The 21,221-nt window shown below is 66.9% G+C and carries 19 protein-coding genes, 3 tRNA genes and 1 riboswitch; of the genes, 10 read left to right on the forward strand and 12 right to left on the reverse strand.

The annotated features are described in order from the left end of the window. Nucleotides 1–188: 188 nt before the first annotated feature. The 3 genes from ZRA01_RS14075 to ZRA01_RS14085 form a co-directional block, all read right to left on the reverse strand. Nucleotides 189–2,159, reverse strand: a complete 1,971-nt coding sequence (locus ZRA01_RS14075; protein ID WP_141353282.1) for a UvrD-helicase domain-containing protein — start codon at nucleotides 2,157–2,159, stop codon at nucleotides 189–191. Next, nucleotides 2,159–4,459, reverse strand: a complete 2,301-nt coding sequence (locus ZRA01_RS14080) for an AAA family ATPase (RefSeq protein ID WP_141353284.1) — start codon at nucleotides 4,457–4,459, stop codon at nucleotides 2,159–2,161. Before ZRA01_RS14080 ends, ZRA01_RS14075 begins: the two co-directional genes overlap by 1 nt. Before the next feature lie 239 nt (nucleotides 4,460–4,698). After that, nucleotides 4,699–5,073, reverse strand: a complete 375-nt coding sequence (locus ZRA01_RS14085; RefSeq protein ID WP_141353286.1) for a hypothetical protein — start codon at nucleotides 5,071–5,073, stop codon at nucleotides 4,699–4,701. 75 nt (nucleotides 5,074–5,148) lie between these two features. On the opposite strand from ZRA01_RS14085, the gene ZRA01_RS14090 reads away from it, so the two are divergent. Continuing rightward, a complete protein-coding gene (locus tag ZRA01_RS14090; RefSeq protein ID WP_141353288.1) occupies nucleotides 5,149–5,508 on the forward strand; it encodes a hypothetical protein in 360 nt (119 codons plus the stop codon). A 179-nt stretch (nucleotides 5,509–5,687) separates the two neighbouring features. Here the strand turns inward: ZRA01_RS14090 and ZRA01_RS14095 are convergent, their stop codons facing one another. The 3 genes from ZRA01_RS14095 to ZRA01_RS21275 all read right to left on the reverse strand — a co-directional run bounded on the left by ZRA01_RS14095 (nucleotide 5,688) and on the right by ZRA01_RS21275 (nucleotide 8,456). Beyond that, nucleotides 5,688–6,236: a hypothetical protein gene (locus ZRA01_RS14095; protein WP_141353290.1), complete on the reverse strand. Its 549-nt coding sequence runs from the start codon at nucleotides 6,234–6,236 to the stop codon at nucleotides 5,688–5,690. Between the two features lie 461 nt (nucleotides 6,237–6,697). After that, entirely contained in the window at nucleotides 6,698–7,351 is a 654-nt protein-coding gene (locus tag ZRA01_RS14100; RefSeq protein ID WP_141353292.1) for a hypothetical protein, read from the reverse strand. A gap of 13 nt (nucleotides 7,352–7,364) precedes the next feature. Further along, entirely contained in the window at nucleotides 7,365–8,456 is a 1,092-nt protein-coding gene (locus tag ZRA01_RS21275; RefSeq protein WP_141353294.1) for a methyl-accepting chemotaxis protein, read from the reverse strand. A gap of 270 nt (nucleotides 8,457–8,726) precedes the next feature. On the opposite strand from ZRA01_RS21275, the gene ZRA01_RS14110 reads away from it, so the two are divergent. From ZRA01_RS14110 to ZRA01_RS14120, 3 genes are all read left to right on the forward strand, one after another. Further along, a tRNA-Leu gene (locus tag ZRA01_RS14110) sits at nucleotides 8,727–8,811 on the forward strand. A 58-nt stretch (nucleotides 8,812–8,869) separates the two neighbouring features. Then, a tRNA-Asp gene (locus ZRA01_RS14115) sits at nucleotides 8,870–8,946 on the forward strand. Nucleotides 8,947–8,976: 30 nt separating this feature from the next. Then, nucleotides 8,977–9,052: transfer RNA gene (locus ZRA01_RS14120), tRNA-Gly, on the forward strand. 200 nt (nucleotides 9,053–9,252) lie between these two features. Here ZRA01_RS14120 and ZRA01_RS14125 read toward each other — a convergent pair. After that, entirely contained in the window at nucleotides 9,253–10,173 is a 921-nt protein-coding gene (locus tag ZRA01_RS14125) for a bestrophin family protein (protein WP_141353297.1), read from the reverse strand. Between the two features lie 144 nt (nucleotides 10,174–10,317). Between ZRA01_RS14125 and ZRA01_RS14130 the strand changes: the two genes are divergently transcribed. Then, a complete protein-coding gene (locus tag ZRA01_RS14130) occupies nucleotides 10,318–10,764 on the forward strand; it encodes an META domain-containing protein (RefSeq protein WP_141353299.1) in 447 nt (148 codons plus the stop codon). Between the two features lie 106 nt (nucleotides 10,765–10,870). On the opposite strand, the gene ZRA01_RS14135 is transcribed toward ZRA01_RS14130, so the two are convergent. From ZRA01_RS14135 to ZRA01_RS14155, 5 genes are all read right to left on the reverse strand, one after another. Continuing rightward, nucleotides 10,871–11,824, reverse strand: coding sequence for a D-2-hydroxyacid dehydrogenase (locus ZRA01_RS14135; RefSeq protein WP_141353301.1), 954 nt, complete (start codon nucleotides 11,822–11,824; stop codon nucleotides 10,871–10,873). A gap of 42 nt (nucleotides 11,825–11,866) precedes the next feature. After that, the gene (gene cobO / locus ZRA01_RS14140; RefSeq protein ID WP_141353303.1) at nucleotides 11,867–12,475 is read right to left on the reverse strand and encodes a cob(I)yrinic acid a,c-diamide adenosyltransferase; all 609 of its coding nucleotides are present in this window, start codon (nucleotides 12,473–12,475) and stop codon (nucleotides 11,867–11,869) included. A gap of 42 nt (nucleotides 12,476–12,517) precedes the next feature. Beyond that, nucleotides 12,518–13,300, reverse strand: a complete 783-nt coding sequence (locus tag ZRA01_RS14145) for an ABC transporter ATP-binding protein (RefSeq protein ID WP_141353305.1) — start codon at nucleotides 13,298–13,300, stop codon at nucleotides 12,518–12,520. Then, entirely contained in the window at nucleotides 13,297–14,199 is a 903-nt protein-coding gene (locus ZRA01_RS14150) for a FecCD family ABC transporter permease (protein ID WP_246093682.1), read from the reverse strand. Before ZRA01_RS14150 ends, ZRA01_RS14145 begins: the two co-directional genes overlap by 4 nt. A 250-nt stretch (nucleotides 14,200–14,449) precedes the next feature. Further along, nucleotides 14,450–16,351, reverse strand: coding sequence for a TonB-dependent receptor domain-containing protein (locus tag ZRA01_RS14155; RefSeq protein ID WP_170182982.1), 1,902 nt, complete (start codon nucleotides 16,349–16,351; stop codon nucleotides 14,450–14,452). A 123-nt stretch (nucleotides 16,352–16,474) separates the two neighbouring features. After that, nucleotides 16,475–16,728: riboswitch (cobalamin riboswitch) on the reverse strand. Nucleotides 16,729–16,797: 69 nt separating this feature from the next. Between ZRA01_RS14155 and cobU the strand changes: the two genes are divergently transcribed. The 5 genes from cobU to ZRA01_RS14180 form a co-directional block, all read left to right on the forward strand. Next, the gene (cobU, locus tag ZRA01_RS14160) at nucleotides 16,798–17,343 is read left to right on the forward strand and encodes a bifunctional adenosylcobinamide kinase/adenosylcobinamide-phosphate guanylyltransferase (RefSeq protein WP_141353311.1); all 546 of its coding nucleotides are present in this window, start codon (nucleotides 16,798–16,800) and stop codon (nucleotides 17,341–17,343) included. Nucleotides 17,344–17,490: 147 nt separating this feature from the next. Beyond that, a complete protein-coding gene (gene gdhA, locus ZRA01_RS14165; RefSeq protein WP_141353313.1) occupies nucleotides 17,491–18,834 on the forward strand; it encodes an NADP-specific glutamate dehydrogenase in 1,344 nt (447 codons plus the stop codon). Nucleotides 18,835–18,985: 151 nt separating this feature from the next. Beyond that, nucleotides 18,986–20,020, forward strand: a complete 1,035-nt coding sequence (cobT, locus tag ZRA01_RS14170; RefSeq protein ID WP_141353315.1) for a nicotinate-nucleotide--dimethylbenzimidazole phosphoribosyltransferase — start codon at nucleotides 18,986–18,988, stop codon at nucleotides 20,018–20,020. A 14-nt stretch (nucleotides 20,021–20,034) separates the two neighbouring features. Continuing rightward, complete coding sequence (locus ZRA01_RS14175; protein ID WP_141353317.1) at nucleotides 20,035–20,802, forward strand: adenosylcobinamide-GDP ribazoletransferase; 768 nt, start codon at nucleotides 20,035–20,037, stop codon at nucleotides 20,800–20,802. Then, on the forward strand, nucleotides 20,787–21,221 hold a 435-nt coding region (locus ZRA01_RS14180; protein ID WP_141353319.1), incomplete at its 3' end, for a histidine phosphatase family protein. The genes ZRA01_RS14175 and ZRA01_RS14180, both read left to right, overlap by 16 nt.

Here is a 21,221-nt window from a genome sequence, read left to right on the forward strand (position 1 = left end):
GGGGTATTAGTGGGCAGCTTGGAGCTTGGCGGCGAGGATGACAGCAATCGACTGCAGTCGGTAGTACCCTCGATGCGGACGGACACGGCATTAGCTTCAAACGGGTCAGAGAGGTGACTCACACGCTTCTCGTGATGCACGATCACTTCACTACTACGGTCTGCGCAACTAGCGCGATTCAAGAGGGCCTACTCGGGGATAGCCAGCACCTCGCCAGGCTTGAACCACTTGCTCTTCTGAGCGTATTCCAACGCCTTGAGTCCATCCTTCGCCCAGAGCACGAGCGCCAAGCTCTCCTTCGCACGGCTGCTGGTCACGTAGAGGAGCCGGAGCGTTCGGTCAATTGACGTCTCCTTGCCCTCCTCCACGTTCTTGACATCGGAATCACCGAGAGGGGCACCAAACAGGCGGTCGTAGGCAAAAAGATTGCCTGCGGCATCCTCGTCGTCCATCACGACCATTACATGGTCGAACTCTGATCCCTTGACCACTTGGTGCGTCGCGAGATGAGACTTTCCGCTCAGGTAGGTCTTGAACCGACGAAGCTGAATCCAAGGCGACTCCAGGAGCCTATGCCAGCCGCGAGCTAATCTGTTCTCGAGGGGCTCCGGTTGCCTTGGCTTCGGCGCCGGCGGTGGTGGGTTAGTGTTGTTGAACGCAGCCACCAGTCGCTTGTCAGGCTCGAACAAGCCAACCTGGAGTACTGATTCGAGCACCTCGCGCACAGTCACTGCGGGCTTGACGCACACCTTGACGAAGTTTTCGACAGCCTGCTGGTATGCCTTGAGCAAATGCGTGCGAGCTTCACCGTCTTCGGGGAGCTCCTGTAGCCGGCCGTAGCGATGTAGCACTTCCATGACGGCGAAGTCCGATGGGGCGCCACCATCCTTGATACAGTCGGCGAGGTCCATTACTTCCCGCAAGAGCATCTGGACTGCACTTGGCCCTGAGACATCGCCATTTGCATCCGGACGGACCGAGTCTGGATCGAGGAGAGATAGCGCCTCAAAGATCTCCAAAAAGTTGCCACGGCGGGCCACCAGAGAGTGCTCCAAGGCGAGCACCTTGTGCCCTGAATTACCTGGTTTCCAGTCGGCCAAGCCCGTCGCGGCCTGCATCGCCGACTCGCAGAGTGCCTCGCGACGCAGCTTGTCCTCTGCCGAGGCTGATGTATTGCCGATGAAAATACGAACTAGACCTGCTGACTTCTCTGCGCGCGGATGCTGTTGGACGGCTTTCTTGGGCTGGGTTCGCCCTTCCAAATCAGAATCCCAAATGTCATTTATGAGATCAACAATGCGCCGTTGGCTTCTATGGTTCATCTCCAGCTTTGGCGTCGCCCAACCCCCTGGAACCATGCTCGAAAGATCCGCATGCCCATCCAAGTAGATGCGCTGGCGGTGGTCGCCGAGCAGTCCCAGTATCAGCCTTGACGGGTCTTCAGCAACGACCTCCAAAAGCGCGTCTAGGATGCCCTTCATCGTGTCCTGTGACTCGTCGATGAGGATGACGGGATGCTGGTCCCGAAGGATGCGACGCAGCGTCGGCCTCTGCTTGAGTAACCAGGAAGCCAAGGCCAAGACCTGCGAATGGTTCAGCGCTCCATCGCCATGGCGTTTACGGTCTGGGCTGTAGGTGAATTGCGGTATCGCGGCGAGAGCGGCTGCTTTGGTCTCTAGCTCCCCAATTTTCTCCTTGTCTTTGTCGGTTGGACCATTCTTTCGCCCAGCAGCGGCGTCGCGCACTTTCTGAAGTGCGTCCGCGTTCATGGCCAGAAGTGCTTCACGAATGTCGTCGTCGAAGCCTGAAATCAAGTCCCAGCAAAACGAGTGGATGGTGGCGATCTCAGTTAGGTCGTTCGTACCAAGACGACCCGTGACCACGAGCGCAGCGTTCTTCGTGTACGTGATGACACGAATCGTCTGAGCACGAGCCCTTAGCTCTCGCGCGAACCTGATAGCAGGTGCAGGCTCTACCTGCGCATCCTCCATGCCGACCCCAGTGAGCTTACGAAGCACTGCCACCAAGGTGCGCGTCTTGCCGGACCCGGCACCGGCAAACAGAAAGAAGCTCCGTGGTGGCGTGCTGGTAACGTAGCCAACGATTTCGTCGACGACACCAGCGTCTCGTTCATTAGGATCGTCCTTTACGGCAGCCATCAGCCCGCCCCCTTCTTGGAAGGTGCCAACTCCGTGTCGAGCCAAGTCAGTGCATCGGCGATATATGCGGGGCAGACTACCTTGTCGCCCAAGCTGATGCGCTCAAACATGGTTGCAGCGAACTCAGCCTTGGCAAAGCTCCCCCGCAGCATTGCATGCAGGTCCTTGCTAAGTGCCACGAGATCCTGCTGCGCGATAACGGTCTTAACGACTAGGCGCAGCGGCCCAACCAACTTCGGCAGTGGGACATCATCTTCATCCGGCTTCTGGTTCTTCTTTTGCTCAACGCTCTTGAACCAATCGATATTGGTCAGGATCAACGAATCTTCAAAAGAACTCGGCCATGGGCCGCCCTTTGGTATGGGGACCTGCCATGCAAATCGGACCCGCCCACCACTCTGGTCGCTCCAAACCTGGTCGGCCTCCTTCGGGTCGGCCAAGAGGTGCAGATCCTTCTGCTTAGGATGCCAGCCATTGAGCGTGTCGTTCCCGCACTCGAGTAACTCGGGGTCGACGATTGCTGCAGCTTTGCGGACGGTTTTGCCTTGGGCGTCCTTCGTCACTTCTACAGGGTCCACATCGGTGATGACCACCGTCGGAATACCAAGTCTCTCAACGAGCGGGCGCAGCCGATGTGCGTGGCGCCCACCAAGGTCTAAGAAGGAGATGTACCGCTTGTCGAGTTCATGGAAGTCGCGCTCAATGAACAGGGGCACGAGCATCCTCTCCGCAGCCCCTTCGACGAAGATCGCGGCGTCCGCGAATAAGAGATCCGTGTGCTGCACTCGGAAATACCGCTCCGCGAAGGTTCGGGTTTCTTTGTCGCTCCCGAATGCGGTGGCGAGGTCAATGACGTCTGAGCTTGGCATTCCGCCCGCAGCCGCCGCAACTCGCCGTACATAGCGCAGCCGATCGAAGTTTTCAGCGTGAGCCAAGTGACTCGCGTGGGTGCTGATGACCAGTTGGCTACTCAAATGTGCATGCTCAGGCGCCACCGGACTGATGAGCTCTGCCGCGCGTCGAGGGAAGATGCGCTGTACTTGAACATGTAGGTGCGCTTCCGGCTCCTCCACCAACACTACATGCACGGCAGCGGGGCTACCTTCAGCCGGCTTCAACCTGGAGTCTCGGAACGAGACCAGTTGGTAGCTCAACGACTGCAGGTTCTGGTAACCGAGTCCGATTGAATACTCTGGAAGGTAGACATCCGCCTGCTGGCCGTCGAGGCGGTACTGCACCGCCGTACTGTGGTCAAGTAAGTCGCCGGTCTGGATTCGTGTTCTGAAATGAATCTCCTGGGGATCGTGAAGCGTCGGATACCCTAGCTTCTTCACATCCTCAATGGATGGCGTCAGCGCGGCCTTGATTCGCGCGTCGAGCTCGAGTTGGGCACTGGCGACGGCCGCGACAAGCTCCGGTTGATGGCCCTGACCTGTAGTCGCGATGTTGAGGTGCTGCCGCGCGTACTTCAGCAATTGGTTGGAAAACAGGCCAACGCGGTGCGTACCCGCCGTGGATCGAGTTTCTGCCTCCTCCCTGCCGAGGCCGCGTTGCGCAGCGACGAAATCTACGCGCAAGAGCTTGGAGAGCTTGGTGCGATCCACAGGAGCTGCCTGTGAAGGCAAAGCCTGCGGTGCAATAGCCGGCGGATTTGAAAATGGTCCTTGGGACGGGTCGAGCTTGTAAACCAAGACACTTCCAAGATCGGCCGGGTAGCGAAGCCAGTAGTCAATAAGGTCGGCCGGCCACGCGTGAGCCTCCTTCGGAAGGGCCATCACTGGCTGTCTGGCCTCTCGATATCGCCAGGCCAGCTTCTGGAGCGCCTCCACCGAAGAAGCGGGCTCAAGGCGCATTCGAACGCCTACAGCTCCCCCGCTCCAGTTCAAGGAGGTGATGAAGGGTGAAACTAAGTTGTAGGACCCCGACTGCGCATCGAACCATAGATCCAGCGTGGGCATGCGTGCCAAGAGTTCAGAAAGCTGATCTTCCCATTTGGCAAGGTCGCCTGAGGCCGACGCGGGATCTTCCGTCAGCTTCTCCCATGCCTCGCCAAGCGCTCGCAGCGCGGGCCACTGGTCGAGACTGATATCGAAGGCGCCGAATATCTGTCCCGTCGTTGCCAAGAAATTGCGGACTGCAGTGAGGATTGATGTCTTTCCACTGTTGTTGGCACCGACTAGAACTGTCGTCTTCTTGTCGATCTGAACCCGAGCTTGGGCCAGGCGCCGGAAACGGCTGAGCTCAATGCACGTCAGACTGACGTTGGGCGCCTGTGAGGGCTTGGGCGGCTGAGCGCTCATCTGTACTCCTTCGAATTGATCGGGCTTTTTGTTTCACCGCACAGAGTCCGGACCGCAATGCTGGTAGCCCTTGAATACTCTGCTATCAGAGGGAAGCCTCGCTACGACAACAAGTGAGGAGCGTTCCAAAATGGCCGACAACCGCCCCCTCGAATCATACCTTCCCAACATAAAAATGGCGGCCCAAGCCGCCGTTGTTCATCAATTCCTGCCACCCATTCCAGGTAGCGGCGCTTCGCTCACTCCCCAGCCACCACCTTCTTCGCCTTGCTGGCCTTGCTGCGTTCGCTTTTCTTTTTCAGGCCGATGGCGGCGACTTCGTTGGAGTCGAGGCCGTAGCGGACCTTGACTTCGCCCTTGGCGCCGACGATGACGTTCTGGAGTTTCCAGCGGGCGCGGCGGACGGTGTCGCGGGCGGCGGCGGCGGTGTTGTCGGCGTGGATGAGGGCTTCTTCGGCGGCGAGCAGCTCTTCGTAGCAGAGGGTTGCAGCCTCGACGCTGTGTTCGGGGTTGATGGGAACGTAGTCGGGGATCTTCTTGAGGGCGAGGTAGGCCTCGACGTTGGCCTGGGTCTGTTCAGCGGAAACGCGGGTGTTCGGGTTGATGTTCGGCATGGTGTCTCCAGTACATTGGGTTGTCGAGAGAAGCGGGCACTACGGTTGCCGATATTACGCCCGGGTGCGGCCCGCGTGAAGGTCAACGTCATTTTATTTGACGGTTTTTGCGTACACCATGGGATTACCCCCATGCGTCGGGGGTGGGGCGACGCCGACGGCGCGGGAAAGCGTGGGCGAGGGGGCGGGGATGCCGATGTCAGGCGTGCCGATGGGGCCGTTTGCCCGGGCAGGCCTGTTTTTGGCGGTGAAACGGCGTTGTCGGGCGGAACAACAACGATGTTCGGGCCGACAACGTCGTTGTCAGGGCAAACATTGATGTTTTTCGGCCTGCAACAACGTTGTTGGGCCAAACAATTGAATTGTCGGGCCGAACAATTGAGTTGTCAGGCCGAGCGATGTTGTTTTTCGGCGTGCAACAACGTTGTTCGATGAAACATCGTTGTTGTCTTGGCAAACATTGACGTTGCAAGGCCGAACATCGTTGTTTTTTGGCCAAGGATGTTGGCTGCGCGTGCAAGGATGGGCTTTAAAGCCCTGAAATGTGGATTTTCAGGGCTGATTGGCCGGTTTTTCGTGCTGCCGCAGGGGGCGGCAGCGTGGCCGGCCGGGGCTTACCACAGCTCGATGGATTCGAAGCCGGGGTCGGCCTTTTCTTCGACGGTGGGGATTTCGTCGGTGGGGGCGAGCTGGCCGACGATGCGGGTGAAGCTGGCGTCGAGGGTGGAGCCGAGCTCGAGGAGGTCGAGCACGCGGCCGGTGGCGTGGCGGACGACGTCGCTGACGGTGGCCTCCTGGCGGTTGGTGAGGCCGAGACTGAGGTACATGCCCTCGATGCTGTCGGTCATGGTCTCGAGTTCGAGGCGGGCCGAGATCTGGATGTCGCGGTAGGTGGTGCGCAGCTCTTCGACGGCGCTGCGGGTGATGGCGGCGATGTGCAGCATCTCCTGCGCCCGCCTGACGGCCTCGAGGCGGGCGCAGACGTTGTCGATGGCCAGGTCGGCGGCCTCGGCGACGATGGCCAGGTGGTCGCGGATGCGGCCGCAGTATTCGGCATCGTCGAGGGGCATGTTGACGACCAGGATGGAGACTTTCTCGTGGTTCACGACCATCCGGTTCTTGAAGCTGAAGATGCGGCCCATGCCGAGCATCTTGTCGAACACCGACTCTTCGAGGGGCGAGGCGGGGCCGTTTTCGGTGAGGGTGATGGTCTGGCCGGGGGTGCGGAACTGGACATGCCCCTTGAGGCCGAACTCGGCAGTGGTGGCGACGGTTTCGCGGGCCAGCGACTGCAGGCTGTAGCAGCCGAGGGCGCGGCGGGCGTACTTGATCCTAGAAACGGCAGTTGACCGCTTTCCGTAACTTCAAGGGTCGCAGGAGCACACGCTTTCGTGCTTTCGCCGACGCTCACCCAGATGGTGACAGCGCTACACGCCCGCTGGCACGTCTGGGCGGGCGCCTGGCTTTGTCGCTCCGCCTTGCAGGCATGAGCCTGCCGCGTTGTCGCTTCGCGCCAGACACCCGCCCATACGCACCAGCAGGCGCGTCCAACTGCCGTTTCTAGGTTGATACGAATCCGGATTTCTTTACCCCTCGGGCACCGATCGGGGCGCCGCCGCCCTTTTCAGCGGGTGAGCCTGCGGATCTCGCCGCCGCAGCTGGCGGCAACCCGGGCGTATTCCTCGGGGGTGTCGATGAGTGCCTGGGCGGCGTCAACCTTGTTGATCTCGCGCTTGACGAAGGGCACCCAGCGCTCCTGCAGCTCGGCCTGGAGGCGGGCGTTGGTCTCGCCCCGGGGGCCGCGCCACGGGCCGGTGCCGGCAAAGCGGGCCTGGAGGGCGTCGGCGAGGGTCTTCTCGATGGCCTTGAGGTGGGCCTGGTAGGCGCGCACGTGGCGCATCTCGTGTTCGTGGATCTCGCGGTAGGCGCAGCTGCCGGGCGGGAATTCACGGGCCACGTAAACCGTCATCGGGCTGAAGCCATAGCGCACCGTGAGCTGCGGGCTGGCGCATTCCCAGCGGCCGCTGGGGTCGACGTAGGACGACACGCGGGTCTCGAAGCGCACCGTGGCGGTGCCCCGGGTGAGCCCGAGCACCTGCTGGCCGCCGCGCGCCTGGGGCGGGCCGAGCAGGGTGAGGGTTTTGTAGCTGGTGCGGGTGTCGAGGCTGATCGGCTCGTCGTGGAGCTCGAGCTTCACCGCCGGGGGCGCCAGGCTGTCGCAGCCATCGGCGAGGCAATGGCCGCACAACAGCAGGAGCAGGAGCCCGCCAAGGCGCATGACGCTGCGCCGCTCAGGCGACGCTGTCGGCCATGCGGTCGAGGCTGTCAATGACGCGGACGCTGGCCCGCTCCATGGCTTCGACGTGCTTGAGCATCTCGACCATGTCGCCCCGGTCGCGGGCGTCGATGGCGGCGATGCCGAGGTCGTGCACGGCCGCGTGGGGGGTGTCGAGCTCGCGGTAGGCGGGCAGCTTGCTGAAGGTATCCCGGCCCTCGCCCTCGAAATACCATTTGCCGAGGCGGCATTCGGTGTGGTGCGGCACGTCGTGGGTGTGGAGCTCGATGAGCCCGAACAGGCCGGGGTACACCCGGAACTTGAACACCAGGTGGTCAACCTTGGCGACTTCGACGAAGCTCTTGATGGCGCTCCTGGCGATGACGTCCTCCATCTGGTGGGAGAGGTTCATCAGCTTTTCCATGTCTTCGGTGGCACGGGCGCCGCGGCTGCTGAAGTCTTCGGCGGTGCGGGCCAGCACTTCCATCGCGCCCTTGGCCGAGATCGAGTTGTCTCGGATGCCCACCACCAGGCCTTCGATGTCCTTGGTGGCCTTGGCGGTGCGCTCGGCAAGCTTGCGCACCTCGTCGGCCACCACCGCGAAGCCGCGCCCGGCCTCACCGGCCCGCGCTGCCTCGATGGCCGCGTTGAGGGCCAGCAGGTTGGTCTGGTCGGCGATCTCGTGGATGAGCTGGACGATGGCGCCGATCTCGCCGGCCTGCTGGGCGAGGCCGTCGACCTCCTTGGCGGTGGTGGCGGAGTTTTCGGCCAGGACGTGCAGGCTGCTGGCGATCTCGGTGGAGGCCTGGCCGCTGGTCATGGAGACATGGGCCGCCTCGAGGGCGCGGGCCTTTTCTTCGCGGAGCCGGGTCGCCATGGCGGCGAGGCTCTGCTGGGAACCGGACAGGGTGCCGCTGAAAAGCGCCAGATTGCGCAGCACGGCCTTGAGGGTTTCGCACTCGCTGTCCTTGGCTTGCGCCAGGGCCTGCTGTTCGGCGAGCCGCTGGCGGAGTTCGACAAGCTCGGCGTCGAGGGTTTGCTGCCTGGCGGTGAGCGCGAGGTTTTCGGCTTCAAGCGCTGCAATGCGCTTTTGTTTTTTGAAGAGCATTTTGGTCCTTAGAGGCCGGGAAGGCCTGGCTTGATAGTCGTCTGCATCACCGCGGCACGGCTGCACCAGCGGGAGTGTGGGCAACGGTCGACGGGTGGGCAATCAGGGCGGAACACAATAACGGGGGAAACCTGAACCGTGATGGCAGTTTCTATCGGCCGCCCCGCACCTTTCCTTAAGGCAATGGACACGCCGGCCAGGCCAGGCCACTTCAAAAAATGCTGGCGTTTCTGCGAAAGGCCTTTTAGAATGCCGCCTCTTCTCGCACCTGCCCAGGTGGCGGAATTGGTAGACGCACTAGTTTCAGGTACTAGCGGGTAACTCCGTGGAGGTTCGAGTCCTCTCCTGGGCACCAAGGCATTTGCAGGTCGGCACCCGCTCGGGGCCTTTCCGGCAAGGCTGGCAGAAGAAATGGAGTGGTAGTTCAGTTGGTTAGAATACCGGCCTGTCACGCCGGGGGTCGCGGGTTCGAGTCCCGTCCACTCCGCCAACATCAAGCAGCACCAGGCAACACCTTGAAGCGGCAGTAGCTCAGTTGGTAGAGCGCAACCTTGCCAAGGTTGAGGTCGAGAGTTCGAGACTCTTCTGCCGCTCCATATCCCCGCATCACCCCCTCATTTGTTTTGCCAAGGCTTCGGTTGCGTTGCCCACCGCGCACTCGTCGGCGTTCGACCACGTCCAGGGTGATGCCGGGCTGTAGGGGCGACTTCAGTCGCCCTCCGCGCGTTGATCACGGACAGGCCGTTGATCGGAGTCCGCGGGCGACTGAAGTCGCCCCTACAAGCCGCCCGCCGCCTCACACCATCACGTAATCCACCACCTCGGGCAGGCTGCTGCGGGGGGTCTCGCCGACCAGCTCGCAGATCGACAGCTCGATGCCGTGGCACATGGCGGCCAGCGCGAGGTCGTTGGGTTCGTTGCCGAAGGGCTCCTCGATCTGTTCGCCGATCACGTCCAGCGCCAGGAAGGTGTAGGCGATGAAGGGGCCGACGAGCACGGTGAGCCAGCCGATGGCGTTGGCGAGGCCAACCGGCAGCAGCAGGCAATACACCATCACGGTGCGGTTCATGAGCACCCGGTAGGTGTAGGGGATGGGCGTGTTGGCGATGCGCTCGCAGGCGCCAGAGGCTTCGGTGAGCAGGTTGAGGTTGGTGTCCATCGACTGCAGCTGCAGGTCGGTGAGACTGCCGGCGCGCCGGGCGGCGGCAAAGTCTTGAGCCAGGCACAGCAGCAGCGCCGAGGGCACGAAGCGGGCGGCGCAGACGCGGTCGACCACCGCCGGGTCGAGGCGGCAGGCCAGGTCGGCGCGCGGGTCGGTGCCGCGCAGCTGGTGCTTGAGGGCGAAGGCGAAGGCCGCCAGGGTGCGCGCCACGCGGCGCTGCAGCGCGACCTCGTCGGGTGCGAAGCTGGCGATCTCGCGGGTCAGCGAGCGGGCGCCGATCAGCAGCGCGCCCCATTGCTTGCGCGCCTCCCAGTAGCGGTCGTAGCTGACGGTGTTGCGGAAGCCCAGAAAGATCGCCAGCGCGATGCCCATCAGCGTGAAGGGCGGGATCGACAGCGCCGATTCGGCGTGGGCGCTCATCCACCAGTGGCGGCCGAGCACGCTGAGCACCGAGACGGCCAGCACCAGGGCCAGCCGGGAGACGATGTAGGGCAGCACCGAACCGCGCCACACGAAAAGCAGGCGGAACCAGTGCAGGTGGGGGCGGACGATCATGGCGACGCTCGAGGGGAAAGGCCGCCATTTTGCCGCGTCAGGGCAGATCACCAAAGGGCGGTGTGCGGGGGACACAGCAAAGAGCCACGTGGCATACGATAATGGGAAGACCCCAGCCCCTCAACCCCGCACAAAGGAAGCCCCATGAAAGCCCGCCACCGCCTCGTCGCCCTGCCCCTCGCCGCCGCGCTGCTGTCAGCCTGCAGCCCCTTCACCCGCATCGAGGGCGACGCCAATACGGCGGGCAAGCTCGACGGCCGCTGGGCCGTGCGCTACGTGGCCGGCAAGGAGATCCCCAAGCCGCACCCGGAGCTCCGCTTCGACAGCGCCGCCGGCACCCTCAGCGGCTCGGACGGCTGCAACCGCATCAGCGGCCGCTTCAGCTTTGAAGACGGCCGCCTGAAGGCCCGGGTGGCATCCACCCGGATGGCCTGCCTCAACGAGACGGCGGCCAGCACCAGCGCGGCGATCCACACCCTGCTCGGGCAGGGCGCCGAGGTGGTGGAGGTGGCCGTGGGCGCCGGCCGCGTGCTGCTGCTCAAGAACGCCGAAGCCGAGATCCGGCTGGTGCCGGCCGAGCACGACCAGTAAGCGCTTGCCCGCGAATGGGTGGCCAACGCCTGGCGCGCGCTTGCGGTGCGGGCGGCACCGGGCGCTTCGGCCCCGGGCCGGGTCATCCGCGGACACGCGCCGCGGCTCAGGCCACCCGGTTGCGCGGCTCGCCGGCAGCGAAGGCCTCGATGTTGCCGATGAGCTGGTCGGCCAGGGCCTGCATGGCCTCGCCGCTCGACCACGCCACGTGGGGCGTGAGGATGAAGTTGCCGGCCGCCAGCAGGTCGGCGGCCAGCAGCGGGTTGTCGCGGGGCGGCTCTTCGGAGAGCACATCGAAGCCGGCGCCGCTGATGCGCCCACTGCGCAGGGCGTCGGCGAGGGCGTGTTCATCCACCAACCCGCCGCGGGCGGTGTTGATGAGCAGCGCGCCGGGCTTCATCGCGGCGAGCTCACGGGCGCCGATGAGGTGGCGGGTGTGCTCGGTGAGCGGGCAGTGGAGGCTGATCACGTCGGCCTCGCCAATCAGCTGCTCGAAGGGCAGGTAGCCCTCGCGCACCGCGGCGGCGCCCTTGTGCTCGCCGCGCAGCACCGTCATGCCGAAGGCCTCGGCGATGCGTGCGACGCCCTGGCCGAGGGTGCCGCTGCCAAGAATGCCCAGCTTGCGGCCGGCGAGGTCGCGGATCGGATAGTCGAAATAGCAGAACTGCTCGCTCGTCTGCCAGCGCCCGGCGGCCACCGAGCGGTGGTAGGGCCCGATCTGCCGGATGAGCGCCAGCAGCAGCGCAAACACATGCTCGGGCACCGTGTCGCGGGCGTAGCCGCGCACGTTGGAGACCACGATGCCGCGCGCCCGGCAGGCGTCGAGGTCGATATTGTTGTAGCCGGTGGCGGCCACCGCGACCATCTGCAGCGCCGGCAGCGCGGCGATGAGGTCGGCCGTCAGGCGGCGCTTGTTGACGATGGCGATGGTGGCATCGACGAGGCGGTCGGCCACGTCACCCTGGGCCGTCGCCTCGAAATCGACCCATTCGTGGGCGAAGGCCGGGCGGCGAAAGCGGGCGCGGACGGCGCCGGCCTCGATGTTGACGATGCGGTGCATGGCGGCCTCGGCAAAAGCGCCAAGCTTACCGCGTCCGCCGGACTAGAACTCCAGGCCGGCCTGGGCGGCGATGCCGGCCTTGAAGGCGTGCTTGACGACGCCCATGTCGGTAACCGTGTCGGCCGCCTCGATGAGCGCCTCCGGCGCGCCGCGGCCGGTGACGATGACGTGCTGCAGGGCCGGGCGGGCCTGCAGGTCGGCGATGACCTCGGCCACCTCGAGGTAGCCGTACTTGAGCACGATGTTGAGCTCGTCGAACACCACCAGGCCGATCGCCGGGTCGGCCAGGAAGCGCCTGGCCTGCTCCCAGCCGGCGCGGGCGCTGGCGATGTCGGCGCTGCGGTCCTGGGTGTCCCAGGTGAAGCCGTCGCCCATCACGTGCCATTCGACCTCCGGCTGGCGCCGGAAGAAGGCCTCCTCGCCGGTGTCGGAGCGGCCCTTCACGAACTGCACGACGCCTACCTTCATGCCGTGGCCGATGGCCCGGGCGAGCACGCCGAAGGCGGCGCTGGACTTGCCCTTGCCGTTGCCGGTGTTCACCAGCAGCACGCCACGGGTGTCGGTGGCAGCGGCGATGGCGGCGTCGACGACGGCCTTTTTACGTTCCATGCGGGCCTTGTGGCGGGTGTCGCGGTCGGAGGTGTCGGTCATGGGGTTCTCTCTTTTATCGTTGGAGTTTTGGGTGCCGGGCTTTCAGGCGGGCACGAACAGCGTCGTGTCGCCATCCTGCACCGCCCGCAGCGGGTGGCCGAAGGCGGCGGACAGGCGCGGCGCGGTGAGGATCTCGGCGGCCCGCCCGAAGGCGTGGCCGCCCTCGCCGTCGAGCAGCAGCACGTGGCTGGCGTAGCGGGCGGCGAGGTTGATGTCGTGGAGCACCATCGTCACCCCGGCGCCACCGGCGGCGAGCATCGCGAAGTGGTCCAGCACCTGGATCTGGTGGTGCAGGTCGAGGTGGGCGAGGGGCTCGTCGAGCAGATACAGCCGCGGCTGCTGCACCAGCAGCGCGGCGATGGCGAGGCGCTGACGCTCGCCGCCGGAGAGGGTGGGTACCTGGCGCTCGGCAAAGCCGGCGAGGCCCATCTGCTCGAGCGCGACCATCGCGATGGCTTCGTCCTCGGGGCCTTCCCAGTCCCAGCGGCCGAGGTAGGGGTGGCGGCCGACCAGGGCCGTTTCGAGCACCGTGGCGCTGAAGAAATCGGGCTGGCTCTGGGCCAGCAGGCCGCGCAGGCAGGCCTCATGGCCGCGGGGCCAGGCGGCGTAGGGCTGGCCCGACAGCAGCACGCTGCCGCCGGCCGGCGCGCGCAGCCCGGCCAGGGTATGCAGCAGGGTGCTCTTGCCGGCGCCGTTGCGGCCGAGGATCACCAGCGTGTCGGCGGGCTGCAGCGTGAAGTCGAGGCCGCGGCAGACGTCCCGCGCGCCGACGCTGACATGTAGCGCGTCGGTGCCGAGCACCGGCGGGCGGGCGTCCATCTTCATCGCGGATGCCTCGCCAGCAGAAACAGGAACACCGGCACGCCGATCAGCGCGGTGAGCACGCCCACCGGCAGCTGGATCGGCGCGACGACGGTGCGGGCGGCGGTGTCGGCCACGGTGAGCAGCACGCCGCCGGCCAGGGTGGCGGCGGGCAGCAGCAGGCGCTGGTCGTTGCCGATGGCGAGGCGCACCAGGTGCGGCACGATCAGCCCCACAAAACCCACCGAACCAATGGTGGTGACGGCCACCGCGGTGAGCAACGAGCCGAGCCCATACACCAGCCCGCGCAGGCGCCCGACCCGCACGCCGAGGGCCCGGGCGGTGACCTCTCCGCGGGTGAGCAGGTTGAGCTCCCGCGCGAAGGGCAGCACCGCGACGAGGCCGAGCACCAGCAGCACCAGCGCCGGCCACGGCCGGGTGGCGCTGCTGGCGTCGCCCATCAGCCAGAACAGCATGCCCTTGACGCGGCCTTCGGGGGCCAGGCTGAGCATCAGCGCCACCGCCGCGCCGCAGCCGGCGGCGACGATGACGCCGGTGAGGAGCAGGCGGGTCTGGGTCCACGAGCCGTCGCCGTGGGCGAGGCCGAACACCAGCAGGGTCGCGCCCAGCGCGCCGATGGCCGCCGAGGCGTCGATCCAGCCGCCGCCGAGGCCGGCCAGGATGGCCCCCAGCGCGCCGACCGCCGCGCCGCCGGAGATGCCCAGCACGTAGGGGTCGGCCAGGGGGTTGCGCAGCAGGACCTGCATCAACGCGCCGGCCAGGGCCAGCAGGCCGCCGCAGGCGAAGGCCGCCACCGCCCGCGGCAGGCGCAGGGTGCGCACGATGTCGGCCTCCATGCTGCCGCCAGCGCCGGTGAGGGCTGCCAGCATGGCGTCACTTGAAACCGGCAGCGCGCCCGCCATCAGGGCCCAGGCGAAGGCGGCCAGGGCCGCGGCGACGAGGCCGGCGATGACCAGCCAGGCCCGGCGATAGCCGCGCCGGCGGACGGCCCCCGCTACCGCAACGGCGGCCGCGCGCCCGGCATCGGGCAGCGCATCGCCCTGCACCGAAGCCCCGCGCCGGGCGTGATCCGGCCCCAGGGCCGCGCTCATGGCCGGCACCTCGACAGCGGATCGGGCTTGCCCAGCTCGGTCAATGCGTGCTCCTTAGGGGTTAGCGCGACAGATAGCGTACGCCGACGAAGACGTTGGCGCCCAGCGTGTTGTAGCCGTTGGCCAGCGTGTAGTCCTTGTCGAACAGGTTGTTGGCGCGGGCCTCGAGCTGCCAGTTGCGGTCGAGCTTGTAGTGGGCGAACAGGTTCACCAGCCCGTAGCCGCCGAGCCGGCGGGTGTTGGCGGCGTCGTCGAAGCGCTTGCCGCTGCCGAACACCTCGCTGCCCACAGTGAGGGCGCCGAAGCTGCGCGTCACGCCGAGACGGGCGGTTTCGCGGGCGCGGCGGGCGAGCAGCTTGTCGGTGGCCTCGTTGCGCGGGTCGACCAGGTCGAGGCTGGCGGTGACTTCCCAGGCGCCGAGCAGCGCGCCGTAGGCGAACTCCCAGCCCTTGATGCGGGCTTCGGAAGTCTGGGTGGGCACGTAGGCCCAGGTGGGCGCCGACGCGCCCCACTGGATCAGGTTGTCGATCTTGTTGTCGAAATACACCACCGCGGCGCGGGTGCCGGCGGCGTCGTAGCGCAGCGCGAGCTCGCGGTTGCGGCCTTCCTCGGGCTTCAGGTTCGGGTCGCCGTGGTTGCCGCCACTATCGACGTAGTACAGATCGTTGAGGGTGGGCGCCTTGAAAGAGGTGCCGAGGGAGGCATTGGTGCGCAGCTGCGGGGTGATGCGGTAGCCGTAGCCGAGCACGTGGGTCAGCTTGTCGCCGAACTGGGAGTTGCTGTCGTGGCGCAGGTTGGCCTGCAGCAGGTGATTGCCGAGGGCACCGTTCCAGCCGGCCATGAAGGACGAGATGTCCCGCGACTTGACGGTGTAGGTGGTGGAGCTGTCGGCGTTCTGCTCGACGTGCTCGTAGGCGAGCATCAGGCTGCCGACGGCGAGCTTGATGTCGTTCTGCCACAGCAGCTGCTCCTGCTTGGAGTTGTAGCGGCTGGTGCCGCGGAAGCCGGTGGATTCGTCCTTGGACTGGGCCAGGCGCAGGGTGCTCTGCCAGTTGTCGGCGAGGCGGTTGCGGCTCTCGAGGGCGATCACCTCGGTGGCCGCGTCGTTGCCCACGTCGGCACCGCCGCGGGCGTTGTAGCCACCGCCGTCGTACCAGTTGCGGGAGTCGATGCGGATCAGGTTGAGGCCGAGCTCGTGGCCGGGGGCCAGCGTGTAGCCCAGGCGCGCGGCCAGAGTGCGGGAGCGGAAGCCGTCCCGGTCGGCATCGAGGGCCGGGTTGTAGTTGTGGCGGACGGTCTGCGCCGGGTAGGGGCCCTTGCGCGCCGAGACGCCGCTGGTTTCGTATTCGGCCGCGCGCAGCGCGTACGACCACGGGCCGGTGGAACCCGAGACACCGGCGCCGAGCTGGGTGGTGCCCAGGGTGCCGACACCGCCGAAGGCCTCGACGAGGGCCGGGCCTTCGCCCTTCTTGGTGAAGATCTGGATCACGCCACCCACCGCGTCGGCGCCGTACATGGCCGAAGCCGGGCCGCGCAGGATCTCGATACGCTCGATCTGCGACAGGGGGATGCTCTCGAGCGAGGGCTGGCCGCTGGTCACCGAGCCGACGCGCACGCCGTCGATCAGCAGGATCGTGTGGTTGGCGTTGGCGCCGCGCAGGTAGAGGGAGGAGGTCTTGCCCGGCCCGCCGTTGGCGGCCACCTGCACGCCCGGCTGGCGGGCCAGCAGGTCGAGCACGGTGCCGGGGCCGGCGCGCTCGATCTCCTCGCGGTCGATCTGGTCGACGCTGGCCAGCAGCTCGTCGGCGCGCTGGGGCTGGCGGGTCGCGGTGATCACGACGGTGGGCTGCTCGGTGGGCGCAGCAGCAAGAATGATGGGGGCAGAGGCGCTGCCGGCAGCGAAAGCGACAGCAGGAAATGCGGCGGCAACCGCGAGCGCGGCGGCAGAATGGCGGATGGTCATTGTTATGGTCTCCCTGACCCGGTGGCGTCCCCGCCAAACCGGGCTGATGGCTTGGGAAAGCGCTGGGGAGATGGGAGACCCAGGCCGAGTTCGACCACGCGTCGCCACCACCCCGTGGCACTTCCGCTTCATGTGATCAAGGCCGGTATCCGGGCTTGCAGGTCGAGGCGGGCCTGTCGGACGACAAAGGCGGACCTCTCGCAACGCGTCGCCTTCCCAGGCTCAAGGCCCAGTGGCATGAATGACGCGCCGAACACCTGCTTACCGTTGCGGGGGCAGCACAGGCATGACGGCTTCGATGGGAAGCACGCGCACCTGTTTCCCGTTTAACTCCGGGGCCGATCGGCCCGTGGAGCACCTGGAACACGAGCCCGGGCAGATGCAACGCCCGGACAGCCCTTGATGATAGCATCGAAAGCCCTGGCCAGCCCCACTTCCCACCCACCATGCCCACTCACCTGATCCTCGGCGGCGCCCGTTCGGGCAAGAGCCGCCACGCCGAACAACTCGCCGCCGCCAGCGGGCTGGCGGTGCATGTGATCGTCACCGCCGAAGCCCTCGACGACGAGATGGCCGCCCGCATCGCCCGCCACCAGGCCGACCGGCCCGCCGGCTGGGCGGTGCACGAAGCGCCCCGCAACCTCGCCACCACGCTGGCGGCCGTCGCCGCGCCCGACCGCTGCGTGGTGGTCGACTGCCTGACCCTGTGGCTCGCCAACCTGCTGGACGGCGCCGAGACGCTCGCCCCCGGCGCCGACGCGGGTGCGCTGCCGGCCTTCGCCCGCGAGCGCGCCGCGCTGCTCGCGCTCATCCCGCAGCTGCCTGGCCCGGTGATCTTCGTCGCCAACGAGGTCGGCCTCGGCCTGGTGCCCGAATCGCCGCTGGGCCGCCTGTTCCGCGACGAAGCGGGCCGCGTGAACCAAGCCGTCGCGGCGCTGTGCGGGCGCGTGAGCTTCGTGGCGGCCGGCCTGCCCCTTCAGTTGAAGGGCTGAAGCGGCGCAAACGCCCCAAAACGGTGCATTTTCTCGTCTTTCTATTGATTTCGATCAGCTATCGGCGCCAACCGAACCAAATTGGTGCACACCTTGATAGATAATCCCGGTTTTGGTGCATCCAGTTTCCAATCCGGAGTGAAATCGATGAAATACGCGTCGGCAAAACAGTTTCTGCAGTACGTCTCGGACCGCAACCCAGGCCAGCCCGAGTTCCTCCAGGCGGTCACCGAGGTCGTGGAGAGCCTGTGGCCGTTTATCGAGCAGAACCCCCGCTACGTCGAACATGGCCTGCTGGATCGCCTGGTCGAGCCCGAGCGCGTGCTGATGTTCCGCGTGTCGTGGATGGACGACCGCGGCCAGGTGCAGGTCAACCGCGGCTACCGCATCCAGCACAGCATGGCCATCGGCCCCTACAAGGGCGGCATCCGCTTCCACCCGTCGGTGACCCTGTCGGTGCTGAAGTTCCTGGCCTTCGAGCAGACCTTCAAGAACGCCCTCACCACGCTGCCCATGGGCGGCGGCAAGGGCGGCTCCGACTTCGACCCCAAGGGCAAGAGCCCGGCCGAGGTCATGCGCTTCTGCCAGGCCTTCGTCAGCGAACTGTTCCGCCATGTGGGCTCCGACACCGACGTGCCGGCCGGTGACATCGGCGTGGGCGGCCGGGAGGTCGGCTACATGGCCGGCATGTACAAGAAACTCAGCAACCGCGCCGACTGCGTGTTCACCGGCAAGGGCCTGAGCTTCGGCGGCTCGCTGATCCGCCCCGAGGCCACCGGCTACGGCACGGTGTATTTCGCCGACGAGATGCTCAAGACCCGCGGCCTGTCCTTCCAGGGTCTCCGCGTGAGCGTGTCGGGCTCGGGCAACGTGGCCCAGTACGCGGTCGAGAAGGCCATGGCGCTGGGCGCCAAGGTGCTCACCGTGTCCGACTCCAGCGGCACCGTGATCGACGAAGAAGGCTTCACCCCCGAAAAGCTGGCCATCCTGATGGACGTCAAGAACCACCATTACGGCCGCGTCAGCGACTACGCCGCGCGCACCGGCGCCCGCTTCGAAGCCGGCAAGCGGCCGTGGGGCGTGAAGGTGGACGTGGCCCTGCCCTGCGCCACCCAGAACGAACTCGACGCCGACGACGCCGCCACCCTGATCAAGAACGGCGTGCGCTGCGTGGCCGAGGGCGCCAACATGCCCTCCACCATCGAGGCCGCCAAGGCGTTTGAAGCGGCCGGCGTGCTGTACGCGCCCGGCAAGGCCAGCAACGCCGGCGGCGTGGCCACCTCGGGCCTCGAGATGAGCCAGAACGCCATGCGCATGGCGTGGCCGCGTGAGGAGGTCGACGCCCGCCTGCTGGAGATCATGAAGGGCATCCACGCCGCCTGCGTGCAGTACGGCAAGCGCCCCGACGGCAGCGTCAGCTATGTGGATGGCGCCAACATCGCCGGCTTCGTGAAGGTGGCCGACGCCATGCTGGCCCAGGGCGTGGTGTAAGCCCGCCAGCCCCGTCGCCAGCACGCCTGCCGGGAAGCAATCCCGGCAGGCGTTTTTTTATGGATGACGCGCGGGGCGACGCACCGGGTTTCACGTTTGCCGCCTCCGCGCGCTACCATCCCCGCCTTCGCTCGTCCGACACCGCCCCGCCATGACCTACGCCATCGCCCGCCCCGACCAGGGCATCGCCGCCGCCCTCCAGCAACGCATCGACACCAAGACCAAGCCCCTCGGCGCCCTCGGCAGGCTGGAGGCGCTGGCCCGGCAGATCGGCCTGATCCAGCAGACCCTCAGCCCGGCGCTGCGCGAGCCGCACATGCTGGTGTTCGCGGGCGACCACGGCGCGGCCAGGGCCGGCGTGTCGGCCTACCCCCAGGACGTGACCTGGCAGATGGTCGAGAACTTCCTGGCCGGCGGCGCGGCGATCAATGTGTTCGCACGCCAGATGGGCATGGGCCTGACGGTCGTCGACGCCGGCGTGGCCCACGACTTCGGCACCCGCCCGGGCCTGGTGAACGCCAAGGTCGCCCCCGGCACCGCCAACTACCTGGAAGAGCCGGCGATGAGCGCCGCCCAGCGCGACGCCGCCCTCACCCGCGGCCGTGAGCTCGCGCAGAACCTGGCCGCCAACGGGTGCACGGTGGTCGGCTTCGGCGAGATGGGCATCGGCAACACCGCCGCCGCCTCGCTGCTCACCCACTGCCTCACCGGCGCCGAGCTCAACGGCGTGATCGGCCGCGGCACCGGCCACGACGACGCCGGCATGGAGCGCAAGCGCGCCCTGCTGGCCCGGGCGATCGCCCGCGGCGGCCGCCCCGCCGACCCGCTGGCGGCGCTGGCCGAATACGGCGGCTTCGAGATCGCGATGATGGCCGGCGCGATGCTGGGCGCCGCCGAGGCGAAGATGGTGTTGCTGATCGACGGCTTCATCGTCACCAGCGCGTTGCTGGTGGCCCACGCGCTGGCCCCCGAGATCCTCGACTACTGCGTCTTCGCCCACCGCTCCAACGAGGCCGGCCACGTCGTCCAGCTGGCCCGCCTGGGCATCGAGCCGCTGGTGCAGCTCGACCTGCGCCTGGGCGAAGGCACCGGCGCCGCGCTGGCCTACCCGCTGGTGCAGGCGGCGGTGAACTTCATGAACGAGATGGCCAGCTTCGAATCGGCTGGCGTCGCCGGCAAGGCCTGAGCGCCGGCCTGCCCATGCGCCAGCTCGAACTCTTCTTCATCGCCCTGGCCTATTTCACCCGCCTGCCGGTACCCGGCTGGGTGGCCTTCGCGCCCGAAAAGCTCGGCCAGGCGGCCCGTTTTCTGCCGCTGGTGGGCTGGGTCGTGGCGGCGATCGGCGCGGCGGTGTACTGGCTGGCGGCACAGGCGCTGCCGGTCGACATCGCCGTCGTGCTGTCGATGGCCGCCACCGTGCGCGTCACCGGCGCCTTCCACGAGGACGGCTGGGCCGACACCTGTGACGGCCTGGGCGGCGGCTGGACCAAGGCCCGGGTGCTGGAGATCATGAAGGACTCCCGCATCGGCAGCTTCGGCGCAATCGGCCTGGTGCTGCTGATCCTGGGCAAATACCTGGCCCTTTCCCACCTCGGCGCCGAGCACGATTACCCGCTCGTCGCCGCGCTGCTGGTCGCCCACCCGCTGTCGCGCCTCGCCGCGGTGAGCCTGATGGCGGTGCTCGACTACGCTCGCGCCGACGACAGCTCCAAGTCGGCCCCGGTGGCCCGCCGCCTGAGCGCCACCGAGCTCGGCCTGGCAAGCCTTTTCGGGGTGCTGCCGCTGTTGCTGCTGAATCCGCGGGAGGCGCTCGGAGCCCTCATCGCCACCGCCGCCGTCACCCTGTGGTCGCTGCGCACCTATGCCCGCCGGCTCGGCGGCTACACCGGCGACTGCCTGGGCGCCACCCAACAACTGGCCGAAGTGGCCATCTATTTCGGGATCCTCGCCGCATGGAGCTTTACCTGATCCGCCACCCCCGGCCGCAAGTCGCGCCGGGGGTCTGCTACGGCCAGACCGACCTCGGCCTCGCCGAACCCGCCGCCGAAGTGGCCGAGCGCCTGCGCCCGCTACTGCCCGCCGACTTCGCGCTCCATGCCAGCCCGCTGGCCCGCGCCCGCCTGCTCGCCGAAGCCCTCGGCACGCCGCGGCTCGACGCGCGCCTCCAGGAGATCCACTTCGGCGACTGGGAAGGGCGCAGCTTCGACGAGATCGGCCAGCCGGCGCTCGACGCCTGGGCCGCGTCGCCCCTCGACTTCGCGCCACCGGGGGGCGAATCGCCCCGCCGGATGGCCGCCCGCAGCCACGCCTTTCTGGCCGAGCTGCGCGCCGAGGCGCCCGCCGCCGCGGTGGTGGTGGCCCACGGCGGGCCGCTGCGCGCCATCGCC

This window comes from Zoogloea ramigera, from assembly GCF_006539865.1.
Classification (GTDB): domain Bacteria; phylum Pseudomonadota; class Gammaproteobacteria; order Burkholderiales; family Rhodocyclaceae; genus Zoogloea; species Zoogloea ramigera.

Coding starts and splice junctions, on each gene's coding strand:
- ZRA01_RS14145 (WP_141353305.1), bottom strand. CDS start 13,300: ATGAAGATGGACGCCCGCCCGCCGGTGCTCGGCACCGACGCGCTACAT.
- ZRA01_RS14175 (WP_141353317.1), top strand. CDS start 20,035: ATGCGCCAGCTCGAACTCTTCTTCATCGCCCTGGCCTATTTCACCCGC.
- ZRA01_RS14150 (WP_246093682.1), bottom strand. CDS start 14,199: ATGGCGGGCGCGCTGCCGGTTTCAAGTGACGCCATGCTGGCAGCCCTC.
- ZRA01_RS14135 (WP_141353301.1), bottom strand. CDS start 11,824: ATGCACCGCATCGTCAACATCGAGGCCGGCGCCGTCCGCGCCCGCTTT.
- ZRA01_RS21275 (WP_141353294.1), bottom strand. CDS start 8,456: ATGCTCTTCAAAAAACAAAAGCGCATTGCAGCGCTTGAAGCCGAAAAC.
- gdhA (WP_141353313.1), top strand. CDS start 17,491: ATGAAATACGCGTCGGCAAAACAGTTTCTGCAGTACGTCTCGGACCGC.
- ZRA01_RS14155 (WP_170182982.1), bottom strand. CDS start 16,351: ATGACCATCCGCCATTCTGCCGCCGCGCTCGCGGTTGCCGCCGCATTT.
- cobU (WP_141353311.1), top strand. CDS start 16,798: ATGCCCACTCACCTGATCCTCGGCGGCGCCCGTTCGGGCAAGAGCCGC.
- ZRA01_RS14100 (WP_141353292.1), bottom strand. CDS start 7,351: ATGCGCCTTGGCGGGCTCCTGCTCCTGCTGTTGTGCGGCCATTGCCTC.
- ZRA01_RS14130 (WP_141353299.1), top strand. CDS start 10,318: ATGAAAGCCCGCCACCGCCTCGTCGCCCTGCCCCTCGCCGCCGCGCTG.
- ZRA01_RS14125 (WP_141353297.1), bottom strand. CDS start 10,173: ATGATCGTCCGCCCCCACCTGCACTGGTTCCGCCTGCTTTTCGTGTGG.
- cobO (WP_141353303.1), bottom strand. CDS start 12,475: ATGACCGACACCTCCGACCGCGACACCCGCCACAAGGCCCGCATGGAA.
- cobT (WP_141353315.1), top strand. CDS start 18,986: ATGACCTACGCCATCGCCCGCCCCGACCAGGGCATCGCCGCCGCCCTC.
- ZRA01_RS14085 (WP_141353286.1), bottom strand. CDS start 5,073: ATGCCGAACATCAACCCGAACACCCGCGTTTCCGCTGAACAGACCCAG.
- ZRA01_RS14075 (WP_141353282.1), bottom strand. CDS start 2,159: ATGGCTGCCGTAAAGGACGATCCTAATGAACGAGACGCTGGTGTCGTC.
- ZRA01_RS14080 (WP_141353284.1), bottom strand. CDS start 4,459: ATGAGCGCTCAGCCGCCCAAGCCCTCACAGGCGCCCAACGTCAGTCTG.